The sequence below is a fragment of the Bradyrhizobium sp. B117 genome, from assembly GCF_038969555.1.
GTDB lineage: Bacteria > Pseudomonadota > Alphaproteobacteria > Rhizobiales > Xanthobacteraceae > Bradyrhizobium.
In genome coordinates, this window is record NZ_CP152414.1 from 9209775 (window position 1) to 9223005 (window position 13231).

The following is a 13231-nucleotide window of genomic DNA, read 5'->3' on the forward strand; positions in this document are numbered from 1 at the left end:
CACTTTGGCGCCGCGGTCCCAGCCGGGACCGCAAAAGCCAAACCGAGCCGCTCTCCCGCATGTCCAAGCCGCTGATCTCTGCACTGGCCCAGTTCGCGGCCGCCACGGCCGGCCGCAACATGACCAAGGCGGCCTATGTGGCGGTGGGCGTCGGCGTGCTCAGCATGGTGCTGCTCACGATTGGCCCGGCCTACGAGGCGGCGCATCACTGGGTCGACTCCCTGCTGTGGGCTTGCCTCGCCTATTTCGTATTCGAATGGGTGGTCCGGCTGCGCCACATGGCGCGAACGGAGCGCCTGTCGCTCTATTTGTCCTCCTCCGCCGGCATCGTCGACGCGATCGGTGCGTTGGCCGTTCCCCTCGCGCTGACACTCGGCGTCGAGCCAAACACGGCCTGGTTGCTCAGCGTGCTCTGGGTGCTGAAGGTGGTGCCGGGCATTCCCGGCCTGCGCCAGCTTCGCCGTGTGCTGGTGCTGGAATCCGGGCCGCTGGTGAGCGTGCTCGTGATTTTCCTGATGGTGGTGTTCCTGGCCTCGGTTGCCGAATACTTTCTGGAGCGGGACGTGCAGCCCCAGACCTTCGGCAGCGTGCCGGCCGCGTTGTGGTGGGCTGTCGTCACGCTGACCACGACAGGCTATGGCGACGTCGTGCCGGTGACGCCGCTCGGGCGCATGGTGGCGGCGCTGGTGATGATCTCCGGCCTCGGCGTGTTCGGCCTCTGGACCGGTGTTCTGGCGACCGGCTTTGCCGCCGAGACGAGGCGCGACAATTTCCTCAAGACCTGGGAATCCGTCAGCAAGGTGCCGTTCTTCGCCGCGCTCGGACCTGCGGCGATCGCCGACGTCACCCACATGCTGCGCACCATGGAGCTGCCGGCGCGCACCATGATCATCCGCAAGGGCGCGCAAGGCGACTGCATGTATTTCATCGCCGCCGGCGAGGTCGAGGTCGACCTGCCCGGCAAGAAGGTGCAGCTTGGCGAGGGCGCCTTCTTCGGCGAGATGGCGCTGCTGGGCAACAACATGCGCGGCGCCAATGTCTCGACCACGAAGGTGTCGCGGCTCCTGGTGCTCGACCTCGTCGATTTCCGCGTGCTGATGGCACGGCATCCCGATCTCGCCGAAACCATCGACGCCGAAGCAAAGCGCCGCGCGCTGGAAAATAAATAAAAGGAGACAAGAATGTCGGATCACGCCGACGCGGCTTCCGGCCCCGTGCTCGAGATCAACGGCGCACGCGCCACCGTCCGCCTCAACCGTCCAAAACATCTCAACCGACTACAGGTAGAAGACCTTGGCGAGCTGCTCAGGCTGTTCGACGCGGTCGAGGCCGATCCTGCGATCCGCGTACTGGTGCTGACCGGCACCGGGCGCGCCTTCTCGGCCGGCTATGACCTCAACTCGGTCGCCGAGCGCGCGGTCAGCGCGACCGAACAGCAGAGCGCGGGCTCGGCGTTCGAGGTGGTCGTCAATCGGCTGGAGGATCTCGGCGTGCCGACGATCTGCCGGCTCAACGGCGGCGTCTATGGCGGCTCGACCGACTTGGCGCTGGCCTGCGATTTCCGCATCGGCGTCGACACCGCCGAGATGTTCATGCCGGCGGCGCGGCTCGGGCTGCATTACTACAGGAGCGGCATCAAGCGCTACGTTACGCGGCTCGGCGTCGACAATGCGAAGAAGCTGTTTTTGACGGCGCAGAAGATCAGCGCGCCGGAGATGCTGCGGATCGGCTATCTCACCGCGATGGTGCCGGAGGAGACGCTCGATGAGGAGGTCGATAAGCTCGCCACTATCCTCGCCGGCAATGCGCCGCAAGCGATGGCTGGCATGAAGCGCGCTATCAACGAATTCGCCCGCGGCGAGCTCGATGACGCCGCCGCCGACCAGCGCCACCGCGACAGCATGCGCGGAGATGAGATCAAGGAAGGGATCAAGGCGTTCGCGGAGAAGCGGGTGCCGCGGTTTTGAGAGGAGGAAGACGCACCTCCTACTCGGTGTCGTCCCGGGGCATCGCGAAGCGATGAGCCCGGGACCCATAACCACAGGGAGAACTTGTCGCGCAGATGCGGTCACTCCGAGTCCCCGTAACCACTCCTCCCTGTGGTTATGGGTCCCGGGCTCGCGCTTTGCGCGCCCCGGGACGACGGCGGAGGTTGAGGCGCTAGCTCAGCCCCCGACAGCCTTGGCATGCTCAGCCGCCATCTCGTCATCCGCCGCAGTGATGCGCTGGAACGCCGGGCGCGAGGTCATGCGCTCGGCATAGCGCACGAACACGTCCTTCTTCGGCACGATGCCGAACATCATGGTCCAGCTGAATGCGATGCCCCACAGCACATCGGCGGCCGTCATGCGCTCGCCGAGCAGATACGGCCCCTTCGCAAGCTGCGCCTCGAGTGCACCCAGCATGGTGTCGTAATCGGCATAGGGCGACTGCGTGATCGGGGCCGGCTCGCGCTGCATGAACTTGTCGATCAGGGCCGGCTCGAACGAGGCGCCGTAATAGGCGATCCAGCGCAGGTAAGGACCGCGCAGCGGATCGCTCAGCGCGGGCGTGAGGCCGGCCTGCGGAAAGAGATCGGCGAGATAGATGGTGATCGCGACCTGCTCGGTCACGAGCGCCTCGCCGTGCTTGACAGCCGGCACCTTGCCGAGCGGATTGATCGCGAGATAGGCCGGCTGGCGCTGCTCGCCGGCCTTCATGTTGAAGACGTGAAGATCGTAGGGCGCGCCGAGCTCCTCCAGCAGCACCCGCGTGCCGGTGGCCCGGCTCTGCGGCGCATAATACAGGGTGATGCGATTGGAATCAGTCATGGCAGGTCTCCATCTGGCCGGCTGGCGATGGCTCAGCTTGTAACGGAGGATACCTGACATCCTGTGTCAGGTATGGTTTAAGGGATCATGCGCGCGAGCCGGATGCTGTCGATCCTCACCACCCTCCAGGCCAGGGGGCAGGTCACTGCGCCCGAGCTTGCGGAGGCCTGCGAGGTCTCGGTGCGCACGATCTATCGCGACATCGACGCGCTCGCGGCCTCCGGCGTTCCTGTCTATGCCGACCGCGGCGCCGAGGGCGGATATCGGTTGCTCGACGGCTATCGGGTGCGGCTGAACGGGTTGTCGCAGAGCGAAGCGGGCGCGCTGTTCCTCGCAGGGCTCCCCGGGCCGGCCGCGGCGCTTGGGCTCGATGCGGCGATGATCGCCGCGCAGAACAAGCTGATGGCCGCGCTGCCTGCCAATCTGCGCGAGGACGCCGGCCGGATGCAGGAGCGCTTTCATCTGGATGCACCTGGCTGGTTCGGCGAAGCGGAAGAGCCGAAGCACCTGCGCAGCATTGCCGGTGCGGCTCTGCGCGGCACCTTGATCAAGATCCGCTACCGGAGCTGGCGCGCCGAGAAGCAGCGCCGCGTGGCGCCGCTCGGCCTCGTGCTGAAAGGCGGCAGCTGGTATCTCGCCGGGCAGGTCGACGGCAGCGTGCGCACCTATCGTGTCGCGCGCGTGCTCGACTGCACCGCGCTCGACGACCGCTTCGATCGTCCCGCCGATTTCGATCTCGCCGCCTATTGGCAGGCCGCGACGCTGCGCCTCGAGGCCGAGATGCATCCCAATGTCGCGATCGTGCGGCTGTCGCCGTTCGGCGTGAAGCTGCTCGACGCGCTGAGCCAGCCTTACGTCAAGGCGCGCACGCAGCTTGAAGAGACCGCCGATGCCGACGGCTGGCGCATCGCGCGCCTGCCGACCGGCAAGACCTCCTGGCACGCCGCGTCCGAATTGCTGCGGCTCGGTCCCGAGGCGGAAGTGCTGGAGCCCGCCGATCTCCGCGAGAAGATGGCGGAGATGACGCAGGCCATGGCCGCGCGCTATCGCGCGGCGCGGAAAGCCTGATATCGGCGCACCTCGCCGCAGCCCACGAAACATTCCTGAAACACGATTCTCGGCTCGCGTCGTGAACGCATTCGCGTTTCGACCCGACGGAGATGCAGGGACACAACAACGGCCTTAGCGCCACTGGAGAATGAAAATGTTTCGTAAGCTTGCTCTCGGTCTGATCGCTGCCGGCTCGCTCGGTGCTGCCGCTCTCGCGCCCACCGCCGCTTCGGCCCACGGCTTCCATCATCACTGGGGTCCCGGCTGGGGCTTTGGCTATGGCGGCCTCTATGTCAACACCGGCATCAACAACTGCTACCAGGAGCGCGTCGTCCAGACCCGCCACGGCCTGCGCGTTCGCGTCGTGAATGTCTGCGCCTACGGGATCTACTGATATCTCACCTCTTCGACAAAGCTCCGGTCGCACTGCGGCCGGAGTTTTGCTTTGAGCTAGATGCTCTGCCGATACCGGCGAAACCAGCCCCAGGTCTCGCGCGTCGTCTGAATGTAGCCGCGGCCGCGATGGACGATCTCGTCGTCGACGATCGCATTCAGCTTCGGCAGCGCGTGAAACGGGATCGAGGGATAGGCGTGGTGCTCGACATGGTAGGGCATATTCCACGCGATCCATTTGACCACCGCGCCGGTATAGGTGGTGCGGGTGTTCTGAAATGCGCTGCGGGTGCGATCGCAGCCGGTGTGCTCGGCATAGAGATAGGGCCGCAGGAAGAATTGCCCGATGACGAGCGGCACGATCCAGATCCAGAGCAGCAGCGCCGAGGAGAACCACAGCGAGAGCCCGAGCAGCAGCGCATAGAGCGCGACATAGGCGCGCGCCTCGGCCACGATGGTGGCGCGCTTGGTCTCGGGGATCCAGGGCACGACGACCTTGCCGGTGACGGCATGGCCGAGCATCAGCCGCAGGCGGCCGGCGACCTGCAACAGGCCGCTATAGGCGATCGCGAGCTGGGTGTCGGATCTCGGCTTCACGCCGACGATGAGCTCCGGGTCCTTGTCGGGATCTTGGGTGTAGCGGTGATGGTCCCAGTGGAACAGGCAGTAATATTCGTACGGCAATCCGATGATGAAGGCGGAGAGATAGCCGACCGCGAGGTTGAGGCCCCGGCTCTTGAACGCGGTCTTGTGCGCGGTCTCGTGCACCGCCATGAACAGGAAGGCGACGAGATAGCCCTGCGCCACCACCAACGGCAGCGCCCATAGGATGCCGTAGCGGGACGTGACCATCCAGATCAGCGCGCCGACCAATACGATCATGCCGTAATGACTGATGCTCTGCGCCGCGCCCCTGAGGTTCGAGCGCACCGACAATTCGCGCAGCATCGCGGGCGTGAGCGGCTTCAGGCGATGGCCGGGCTCGGAAACGGTCGCGTCAGTCATGATCGGCCTTACTTGCTGAGCAGCGCCGCGACCTCGGCCTTGAGAAAGGCCGTGTCGCGCGGATTATTGACGGGGTTGCCGGCGCGATGGCCGTGTTGCGAAGGGATCGGATGCAGCACCGCCGATTTGGCGTTGACGAGCTTGGGAAGCTCGGCCTCATTGTCGCGCGCGTCGAAATAGCGGTCGGTCGCGCCCGGCATCAGCAGCATATGCGCACTGATCGCGGCCAGCGCCTGGTCGAGATCGCCACCGAAGGCCGCGCATGCGCTGATGTCGCCGCGCTGCCAGATGCCGGCGTGCGTCAGCAGGTCGTTGGCGTCGCGGCGGGCGAAGGTCGTGTCCCAGTTGCGGACGAGATAATCCTCGAGCGAGGTGAAGCCGGCCTCGCGCCAGAGCTCGTCGCGGTAGAAACCGTGCGACATCGCCCAGCCGGCATAGACGCGCCCCATGGCGCGATAGCCGGCAACCGGCTTCTCGACGAAGCGGCCGTCGCGAAAGGCGGGATCGGCTGATAGTGCGGCCTTCACGCTTTCGAGGAAGACATGATTGTAAGGCGCGCAGCGCGCGCTGCCGCAGACCACAGCGGCGCGCGCGACCATGTCGGGATGCAGCGCCGCCCAGTGATAGGTCTGCATGCCGCCCATCGACCAGCCATAGACCAGAGCAAGCCTTGTGATGCCGAAGCGCTCGGTGAGGAGACGATGCTGGACCGCGATCGCATCGTGATAGGTGATCGCAGGATAGGGGCCGGCGGTGTTCGACGGCGAGGACGACAGGCCATTCCCGAACAGGTTGGGGATGATGATGAAATAGCGCGTGGGATCGAGCACGCCGTCAGGCCCGATCAGCCATTCGGTGTCGAAGTGCTGGGCGCTGAACGAGGTCGGATAGAGGATGACGTTGTCCTTGGCCGCGTTGAGCGTGCCATAGGTCTTGTAGGCGAGCTTCATCGCGGGGAAGACGGCACCGGACTGAAGCGTGACGTCGCCAGCATCAAATATCTCGTAGTCGCGCTGCCCGGTCATGGACCAACTCCCTCGCGCGGCCGCAGAACGCGCCCGCCGAGGCAACGATGCATCGATCGTGCCGGACCGGCAAACGCATCGTTGCGCCGCACCTAATAACTGTACTTGTAGTACATTTATTAGAGCAAGGCAACGCGGATTTCGGCCGTCGCGCAGCTCACGCGATGGCAGCGATGTACCGCTCCACCGAGGCTGCAAAGGCGGCCTTGGCCCCTGCGGCGATGTTGCGGCCCCACCAGGCGCCGTAGATGCGGTCGAAGGCGAGCGGCGCGACGGCGGCCGCAATGCGCCGCACCGCGGCGGCATTGAGCGGCATGTAGTTGGGATAGGAGTACATGAAGCTGACGAAGCGGCGGTCCATCGTCACCTGCGCGATGTCGCCGGTGAGCAGCGCGCCCTTGCCGTCTGCGCCGCGCGACCAATGCAGCATGGTGGCGCCGGCGAAATGACCGCCGGTGCGGAGCAGCAGCACGTCGTCGGAGATGCGATGCTGATCGCCAGTCCAGTGCACGATCGAGGGATGCGGTCGTGTCACCCATTGGCGATCATCCGCGTGCAGATAGACCGGCACGCCGCCGAAGGCCTCGCTCCAGTCGGCGAGTGCGCCATAATAATGCGGATGCGAGATCGCGATCGCCTTCAGGCCGCCGAGCGAACGCACCTGTGCGACCGCCTCCGGCGTCGCCAATGGAATGCAATCCCACATCAGGCAGCCGTCGGTTAGCGGCACCAGCAGCGCGCGCTGGCCGATGGCGAAGCTCGGCTCGAGCGCGAGGCCGGTAAGGCCGAGATCGTCGCGCCAGACCAGGCGATGGCCGTCAGCCAATGCTTCGCGCGTGAGAAAGGTCTGCCCTTTCCAGCCGACGAACTGCCGTTCGTCCTCGCAGATCGGACAGGACGCCGGCGGCTTTTCGCCGGCCGGAAATTGCGCGCCGCAGGTTTCGCAGGTCCAGAGAGGCATGGTCAGGATCCAAAAAGATCGCGCGACGCGACATTGTCCCGCAGCCGCAAGTGGGAAGGAACCAACGCTGTCAACGCAGGTTACGTTTTCGTCCATGCCGGCGCAATCGGCCGGTCAATCACGATCAGCTTTGCACGAGACCTCTCTCGACCGGCAGGAACATTTCAGCGTCTCGATGACATCACGCTCCTCACCACCCCGCATCTGGCCGCTGTTTGCGGTCAATTTCTTCATGGCCGACATGCAGTCGGGCATCGGGCCGTTCGTCGGCGTGTTCCTGCAAGAGCGCGGCTGGGCGACCGGGCTGATCGGCACCGCACTGACGGTCGGCAACGTCGCGGGCATGCTGGTCACGACGCCGATCGGCGGCTTCATCGATTCCAGCCGCAACAAGCGGCTGTGGGTCGTCATCCCCGGCATCTGCGTGGTGCTGGCGTCCGCGATCATCCTGCTCTCGCAGAATTTCTGGGCGGTGACGTTCTCGCAGGTCGCGCAATCGCTGGCGAGCGCCGCGATCGTGCCGGCGGTGACCGGCATCACGCTCGGCATCGCCAAGCAAAAAGGCTTCAACGCGCTGAACGGCCGCAACCAGGCCTTCAACCACGCCGGCAACATGGTCGGTGCCGCGCTGTCGGGCTATCTCGGCTACAGATACGGATATGTCGCCGTGTTCGTGCTCGCGGCGGTGTTCGGCGCGATCGCCATCGCCTGCGTGCTGATGATTCCCGCCAAGGCCATCGACGATCGCCAGGCCCGCGGCAGCAAGGAGGACGAGAGCAAGAACCCGCCCGACGCCATGTCCGTCCTGCTCAAGCACAAGCCGCTCCTGGTGCTGGCGCTCGCGCTTGCCATCTTCCATCTCGGCAATGCGGCGATCGTCCCACTCTATGGCCTGGCGGCCGTGGCTGAGGGACAGGCCAATGGCCCGAGCTTCGTTGCGACCACCGTCGTCATTGCGCAGGGCGTCATGGTCGTGACGTCGCTGGTCGCCATGCAGGTCGCGGGCAAACGCAACTATTGGCCGGTGATCCTGGTGTCCTTCATGTTTTTGCCCGTGCGCGGCGTGCTCGCCTTCTTCGTCACGGGGTGGTGGGGCGTGGTGCCGATGCAGGTGTTGGACGGCATCGGCACCGGGCTTCAGACTGTCGCCGTCCCCGGCATGGTGGCACGCTCGCTCGACGGCACCGGCCGCATCAATCTCGGCCAGGGCGCCGTGATCACCGTGCAAGGCGTCGGCGCCAGCCTCAGTCCCGCACTCGGCGGCTGGATCGCGCAATGGATCGGCTACGGTCCGACCTTCCTGCTGCTCGGCAGCTTCGGCCTTGCGTCGATGGCGCTGTGGCTGGCGTTCGGGACGCACGTGAAAAAGTACTGAGGCGAAGAAGCCTTAGGGAAACTCCACCACGATCTTGCCGAAATGGCCGCCCTGTTGCATCAGCCGCAGTGCATCCGGCACGGCATCAAAACCGAACACGCGATCGATCACCGGCTTCGTGCCGTTGCGTCGGATCGCAGCCGTCATGCCTTCGAACATACGCCGGCTGCCGACGGAAAGGCCTTTCACATGCAAATTCTTGGCAAACAAAGTCGGGATCGCGATTTGCTGCGAAAAGCCCGTGAGCACGCCGATCACCAGAATGGTGCCGCCGACCCGCGCCGCCTCCAGCGATTGCGCAAACGTGTCTTTGCCGCCGACCTCGACGACATGGTCGACGCCGCCGCCGGTCCACTCCGCCGCGGCCTTGCCCCACTCAGGCACCGAGCGGTAGTTGATGGTGTGGTCGGCGCCGAGCGCCTTCGCACGCTCGAGCTTGTCGTCGCTCGACGAGGTCACGATCACGCTCGCGCCGGCGAGCTTTGCGAATTGCAGCGCGAAGATCGAGACGCCGCCGGTGCCTTGCACCAGCACGGTGTCGCCGGGCTTTACATCTGCTTCCTCGAACAGTGCGCGCCAGGCCGTGAGCCCGGCGCAGGGCAGCGTCGCGGCCTCCTGAAATGACAGGTGAGAAGGAATGCGGCTGACGCCCTCGGCGTCGAGCGCCATGACCTCCTGCAGCACGCCCGGCCGCGTGCCGCCGAGCGCGTAGCGCCGGCTGGTCGCCGACACCTTTCCGTCGATCCAGGACTGAAAGAACATCGGACAGGCGCGATCGCCGACCGCGACGCGCGTAACGCCCTCGCCGACGGCAATGACTTCACCGGCACCATCCGAGAATGGGATCAGCGGCAATCTACTGACGCCGCCCTTGCCCTGGATCGTGAGCAGATCGCGATAGTTCAGCGATGCCGCCTTCATCCGCACCGCGACCTGGCCGGGGCCGGGCGTCGGCTCTGGCAGATCGGCCAGCTCCATCCCCTCGATCGACCAGTCGCGCGCAACCTGCCAGGTCTTCATGGGACGCGCTCCGCCTCAGGTGCCAAAACTCTTCTGGACCGCCTTGTCGAGTGTCTCGCTGCCGACGAAGCGCTGGCGCAGCTCGCGCTTGAGCAGCTTGCCGCTCGGATTCTTCGGCAAGGCATCCACGAAGATTACGCGCTTGGGCACCTTGAAATGCGCCATCTGGCCGGCGCAGTGCTTGATGACGGACTCTTCATCCAGCGTCTCGCCGGTCTTGACCACGACGATCGCAGTCACCGCCTCGATCCAGCGCGGATCGGGCAGGCCGACGACCGCGACTTCGGAGACCTCAGGGATACGGTAGACCATCTCCTCGACCTCGCGGCTCGCAACGTTCTCGCCGCCGGTCTTGATCATGTCCTTGACGCGATCGACCACGGTGATGTGGCCTTCAGCGTCAACGGTGGCGAGATCGCCGGAGTGAAACCAGCCGCCGCTGAACGCTGCTGCCGTCTTCACGGGATCGTTGTAATAGCCCGACAACAGATGCGGCGAGCGGTGCACGATCTCCCCGACCTCGCCGACTTTCACATCTTCCATCGACGTGTTGACCACGCGCGTCTCGACATTGAGCACGGGCTTGCCGGCAGAGCCCGCCTTGCGGAGTTGGTCCTCGGGACGCAGCACGGTCGCGAGCGGCGCGATCTCGGTCTGGCCGTAGAAGTTCCAGAATTTGACGTTGGGCAGGCGGCGCTGCAGCTCGAGCAGCACCTCAACCGGCATGATCGAGGCGCCGTAATAGCCCTTCTGAAGCGTCGACAGATCGGTCTTGTCGAAGTTCGGCGAGCGCAGCATCGCGATCCAGATCGTCGGCGGCGCGAAGAAGGACGTGATCTTGTGGGCCTGGATCAGCGCCAGGATGTTGTCGGCGGTCGGCTTGCCCGTGATGACGCCGGAAGCGCCGAGATAGATTTGCGGCCCCAGGAAGACATCGAGCTGGGCGCAGTGATAGAGCGGCAGCGCGTGCAGGAACTTGTCGTCCACGCTCATGCCGCCGTCGATGATGCAGCTGACATACTGCCACATCACCGCTTCATGGGTCAGCATCGCGCCCTTCGGCAGGGATTCGGTGCCGCTGGTGTAGACGATCTGCGCGAGATCGCGGCCGTCGATGGAGACCTCCAGGAACGAGCCATCGGCATGAAGCAGATCGTCGAAGGTGGTGAGACCGGCGGGCGCGCTGGCGGGATCCTCGCCCGGCAGCCAGATCATCTTCTCGACGGCGCAATCCTTGGCCGAAGCGGCCTTCGCCGGCTCGACGAAGTCAGGCCCGGTCGCGAGCAGCTTTGCGCCGGAGCTCTTCAGGATGAAGTTGATCTCGTCCGGGTTGAGCATGAAGTTGATCGGCACCAGCACCGCGCCGATCCGCGCCACCGCAAAGCGCAACGCGGCAAAGGCGTGCGAGTTGCGCGAGAGCACCGCAACACGATCGCCCTTCCCGACGCCGAGCCCGAGCAGGCCGCGGCCGAGCCGATTGCAGATCGCGTCCACCTCGGCGAAGGTCCAGCTCACGCTGCCGCAACTCACCGCGAGCTTGTTCGGCTCGCGGCCCGCGGAGCGGCGCAAGAGATCGCCGATGGAATGCTCGCGCGCTTTCGAGATGGTGGCTGCGGTGTCGCTCGACATTTTCGTTTCCCCTGAGCTCTACGATTTGCGCAGATGCCAACCTTGACGCTCGTCAGGTCCTGGCACGCGCGCACTTTTGAGTTTGCGAGAAGCGTAGAGGGGGCCAACGTGCGCGTCAAATCGGCCGGTGGACTGGCGCCATCACGCAAGATTTGACGCCTGGTCGGAGCAAATCTAGGCTGCGCACCAATCATAAACATAAAAGGGGGAATGTTCATGTACCGGAATACTCGCGCCGTGCTCGCGGCCGGATTGCTTCTTGCATGCTTTGCTAGTCCATCTTCCGCCCAGCAGACGCCACTCAAGATCGGCGTGCTCTCCGACTTCTCCTCGGTCTATTCCGACATCGGCGGCCAGGGGAATGTCGAAGCCACCAAGATGGCGATCGAGGATTTCGGCGGACAGATGTTCGGCAAGCCGATCGACATGGTCTCGGCCGACGTTCTCAACAAGGCGGACGTCGCCTCCACCATCGCGCGCAAATGGTGGGAGACCGAGGGCGTCGACATGATCATCGACCTTCCAACCTCGGCCACCGCGCTTGCGGTGATGGAGCTGTCGAAGCAGTACGAGAAGATCATGATCGTAACCGATGCGGCGAGCTCCGACATCACCGGAAAGTCGTGCTCTCCCTACACCGCGCACTGGACCTACGATACCTATGCCAATGCGCACACGGTCGGCAGCGCCATCGTCAAGAACGGCGGCGACACCTGGTTCTTCCTCACCGCCGACTACGTGTTCGGCCATTCGGTCGAGCGCGATACCGGCGACGTCGTGAAGGCGGCGGGCGGCAAGGTGCTCGGCAGCGTCAAGCATCCGCTCAACACGGCGGACTTCTCCTCCTTCCTGCTGCAGGCCCAGGCCTCCAAGGCCAAGATCATCGGGCTTGCCAATGGCGGCGGCGACACCATCAACGCGATCAAGCAGGCCGGCGAGTTCGGCATCGTCGCCGGCGGCCAGAACCTCGCCGCGATCGTGATGTTCATCTCCGACGTGCACAGCCTGGGGCTGAAGCTCGCGCAGGGACTGATCATCACCGAGGCCTATTACTGGGACCTCAACGACAAGACCCGCGCCTTCGGCAAACGCTTCCTCGAGCGCGTCAAGCGGATGCCGACGATGAACCAGGCCGCGACCTATAGCGCGACCCTGCATTACCTCAAGGCCGTGCAGGCCGCCGGCACCAAGGACACCAAGACGGTGATGGCGAAGATGCGCGAGCTGCCGGTGAAGGATGCCTTCACCGACAACGGCATCCTGCGCGAGGACGGCCGCATGGTGCACAGCATGTTCCTGTTCCAGGTGAAGAAGCCCGAAGAGTCGAAAGGCCCGTGGGACTATTACAAGCTGCTCGCCGAGGTGCCGGCCGACCAGGCCTTCCGGCCGCTGAAGGACGGCGGCTGCCCGCTGGTGAAGTGAGCAGGCGGCGCGCGCGAGGCATCTCACGCGCGCCCTCCCCGCACTCAGAGTTTATGCCCCTTCTGGCGCAGTGCTTCGATGAGGCGCTGCTTCAATTCGTCGGCGGCCTTCTGGCTGACATCCTGGCTAATTTGCGCGCTCGCCTGCGCCAGTGCATCCGACTTCTCCAGAAACTTCTTGCCGGCTGGCTGGGCGTAGAAGGCTTCGATCTGGCGCAGCTCGTCCACCGTGAAGCTTTGCGCATAGAGCGCTGCGATCTGGTCGATCATGGACGCGACGAACGGGGCATAGATCTCCGAGCCCGGGGCCGTCAGCGCATCATAGTCGCGCTCGATCTCCGGCCTGTCCTGGGCGACCACGGGGCGGAGCTTGAGCAGCAGCTGCGGCAGCTGCGCGCGATACTGATCCGCGATCTTCAGAGTGACCACGAGCTTGCGAGCCGCGCTCATCGCCTCCGGCGAGGGCGCTTGCGCGGAGGCCCCGCAGACCAGGAGCAGGAGAGCGCCGGCGATCGTCAACACAGGTCTGAACATGGCCCTCT

The 13231-nt window shown here is 65.0% G+C and carries 13 protein-coding genes; 6 read left to right on the forward strand and 7 right to left on the reverse strand.

The window, feature by feature from the left end; translation table 11 throughout:
- Positions 1-59: 59 nt before the first annotated feature.
- Both AAFG16_RS43790 and AAFG16_RS43795 read left to right on the forward strand, forming a co-directional pair.
- Positions 60-1169, forward strand: coding sequence for a cyclic nucleotide-gated ion channel (locus AAFG16_RS43790; RefSeq protein WP_342735239.1), 1110 nt, complete (start codon positions 60-62; stop codon positions 1167-1169).
- A 12-nt stretch (positions 1170-1181) separates the two neighbouring features.
- On the forward strand, positions 1182-1967 hold the full coding sequence (locus tag AAFG16_RS43795) for an enoyl-CoA hydratase/isomerase family protein (RefSeq protein ID WP_342735241.1): 786 nt from the start codon (positions 1182-1184) through the stop codon (positions 1965-1967).
- 198 nt (positions 1968-2165) lie between these two features.
- On the opposite strand, the gene AAFG16_RS43800 is transcribed toward AAFG16_RS43795, so the two are convergent.
- A complete protein-coding gene (locus AAFG16_RS43800; protein ID WP_342735243.1) occupies positions 2166-2810 on the reverse strand; it encodes a glutathione S-transferase family protein in 645 nt (214 codons plus the stop codon).
- A gap of 87 nt (positions 2811-2897) precedes the next feature.
- Between AAFG16_RS43800 and AAFG16_RS43805 the strand changes: the two genes are divergently transcribed.
- Both AAFG16_RS43805 and AAFG16_RS43810 read left to right on the forward strand, forming a co-directional pair.
- On the forward strand, positions 2898-3878 hold the full coding sequence (locus AAFG16_RS43805) for a YafY family protein (RefSeq protein ID WP_342735245.1): 981 nt from the start codon (positions 2898-2900) through the stop codon (positions 3876-3878).
- 136 nt (positions 3879-4014) lie between these two features.
- Positions 4015-4254, forward strand: coding sequence for a hypothetical protein (locus AAFG16_RS43810; protein WP_027565063.1), 240 nt, complete (start codon positions 4015-4017; stop codon positions 4252-4254).
- A 56-nt stretch (positions 4255-4310) separates the two neighbouring features.
- Here AAFG16_RS43810 and AAFG16_RS43815 read toward each other — a convergent pair whose 3' ends face one another.
- The 3 genes from AAFG16_RS43815 to AAFG16_RS43825 all read right to left on the reverse strand — a co-directional run bounded on the left by AAFG16_RS43815 (position 4311) and on the right by AAFG16_RS43825 (position 7244).
- Positions 4311-5258: a fatty acid desaturase gene (locus tag AAFG16_RS43815; RefSeq protein ID WP_342735247.1), complete on the reverse strand. Its 948-nt coding sequence runs from the start codon at positions 5256-5258 to the stop codon at positions 4311-4313.
- A gap of 8 nt (positions 5259-5266) precedes the next feature.
- Positions 5267-6283, reverse strand: coding sequence for an alpha/beta fold hydrolase (locus AAFG16_RS43820; protein ID WP_342735249.1), 1017 nt, complete (start codon positions 6281-6283; stop codon positions 5267-5269).
- A 157-nt stretch (positions 6284-6440) separates the two neighbouring features.
- Positions 6441-7244, reverse strand: coding sequence for an MBL fold metallo-hydrolase (locus tag AAFG16_RS43825; RefSeq protein ID WP_283082367.1), 804 nt, complete (start codon positions 7242-7244; stop codon positions 6441-6443).
- 175 nt (positions 7245-7419) lie between these two features.
- Here AAFG16_RS43825 and AAFG16_RS43830 point away from each other — a divergent pair, with 175 nt between their 5' ends.
- A complete protein-coding gene (locus AAFG16_RS43830) occupies positions 7420-8619 on the forward strand; it encodes an MFS transporter (protein ID WP_342735252.1) in 1200 nt (399 codons plus the stop codon).
- Between the two features lie 12 nt (positions 8620-8631).
- Here AAFG16_RS43830 and AAFG16_RS43835 read toward each other — a convergent pair whose 3' ends face one another.
- Positions 8632-9639: an NAD(P)-dependent alcohol dehydrogenase gene (locus tag AAFG16_RS43835; protein WP_342735254.1), complete on the reverse strand. Its 1008-nt coding sequence runs from the start codon at positions 9637-9639 to the stop codon at positions 8632-8634.
- A gap of 15 nt (positions 9640-9654) precedes the next feature.
- A complete protein-coding gene (locus tag AAFG16_RS43840) occupies positions 9655-11268 on the reverse strand; it encodes an acyl-CoA synthetase (RefSeq protein WP_342735256.1) in 1614 nt (537 codons plus the stop codon).
- 216 nt (positions 11269-11484) lie between these two features.
- On the opposite strand from AAFG16_RS43840, the gene AAFG16_RS43845 reads away from it, so the two are divergent.
- Positions 11485-12690, forward strand: coding sequence for an ABC transporter substrate-binding protein (locus AAFG16_RS43845; protein WP_283082371.1), 1206 nt, complete (start codon positions 11485-11487; stop codon positions 12688-12690).
- A 44-nt stretch (positions 12691-12734) separates the two neighbouring features.
- Here the strand turns inward: AAFG16_RS43845 and AAFG16_RS43850 are convergent, their stop codons facing one another.
- A complete protein-coding gene (locus AAFG16_RS43850; RefSeq protein ID WP_342735258.1) occupies positions 12735-13223 on the reverse strand; it encodes a DUF2059 domain-containing protein in 489 nt (162 codons plus the stop codon).
- Positions 13224-13231 lie beyond the last annotated feature (8 nt).

Coding starts and splice junctions, on each gene's coding strand:
- AAFG16_RS43820 (WP_342735249.1), bottom strand. CDS start 6,283: ATGACCGGGCAGCGCGACTACGAGATATTTGATGCTGGCGACGTCACG.
- AAFG16_RS43825 (WP_283082367.1), bottom strand. CDS start 7,244: ATGCCTCTCTGGACCTGCGAAACCTGCGGCGCGCAATTTCCGGCCGGC.
- AAFG16_RS43850 (WP_342735258.1), bottom strand. CDS start 13,223: ATGTTCAGACCTGTGTTGACGATCGCCGGCGCTCTCCTGCTCCTGGTC.
- AAFG16_RS43810 (WP_027565063.1), top strand. CDS start 4,015: ATGTTTCGTAAGCTTGCTCTCGGTCTGATCGCTGCCGGCTCGCTCGGT.
- AAFG16_RS43840 (WP_342735256.1), bottom strand. CDS start 11,268: ATGTCGAGCGACACCGCAGCCACCATCTCGAAAGCGCGCGAGCATTCC.
- AAFG16_RS43845 (WP_283082371.1), top strand. CDS start 11,485: ATGTACCGGAATACTCGCGCCGTGCTCGCGGCCGGATTGCTTCTTGCA.
- AAFG16_RS43800 (WP_342735243.1), bottom strand. CDS start 2,810: ATGACTGATTCCAATCGCATCACCCTGTATTATGCGCCGCAGAGCCGG.
- AAFG16_RS43805 (WP_342735245.1), top strand. CDS start 2,898: ATGCGCGCGAGCCGGATGCTGTCGATCCTCACCACCCTCCAGGCCAGG.
- AAFG16_RS43830 (WP_342735252.1), top strand. CDS start 7,420: ATGACATCACGCTCCTCACCACCCCGCATCTGGCCGCTGTTTGCGGTC.
- AAFG16_RS43790 (WP_342735239.1), top strand. CDS start 60: ATGTCCAAGCCGCTGATCTCTGCACTGGCCCAGTTCGCGGCCGCCACG.
- AAFG16_RS43835 (WP_342735254.1), bottom strand. CDS start 9,639: ATGAAGACCTGGCAGGTTGCGCGCGACTGGTCGATCGAGGGGATGGAG.
- AAFG16_RS43795 (WP_342735241.1), top strand. CDS start 1,182: ATGTCGGATCACGCCGACGCGGCTTCCGGCCCCGTGCTCGAGATCAAC.
- AAFG16_RS43815 (WP_342735247.1), bottom strand. CDS start 5,258: ATGACTGACGCGACCGTTTCCGAGCCCGGCCATCGCCTGAAGCCGCTC.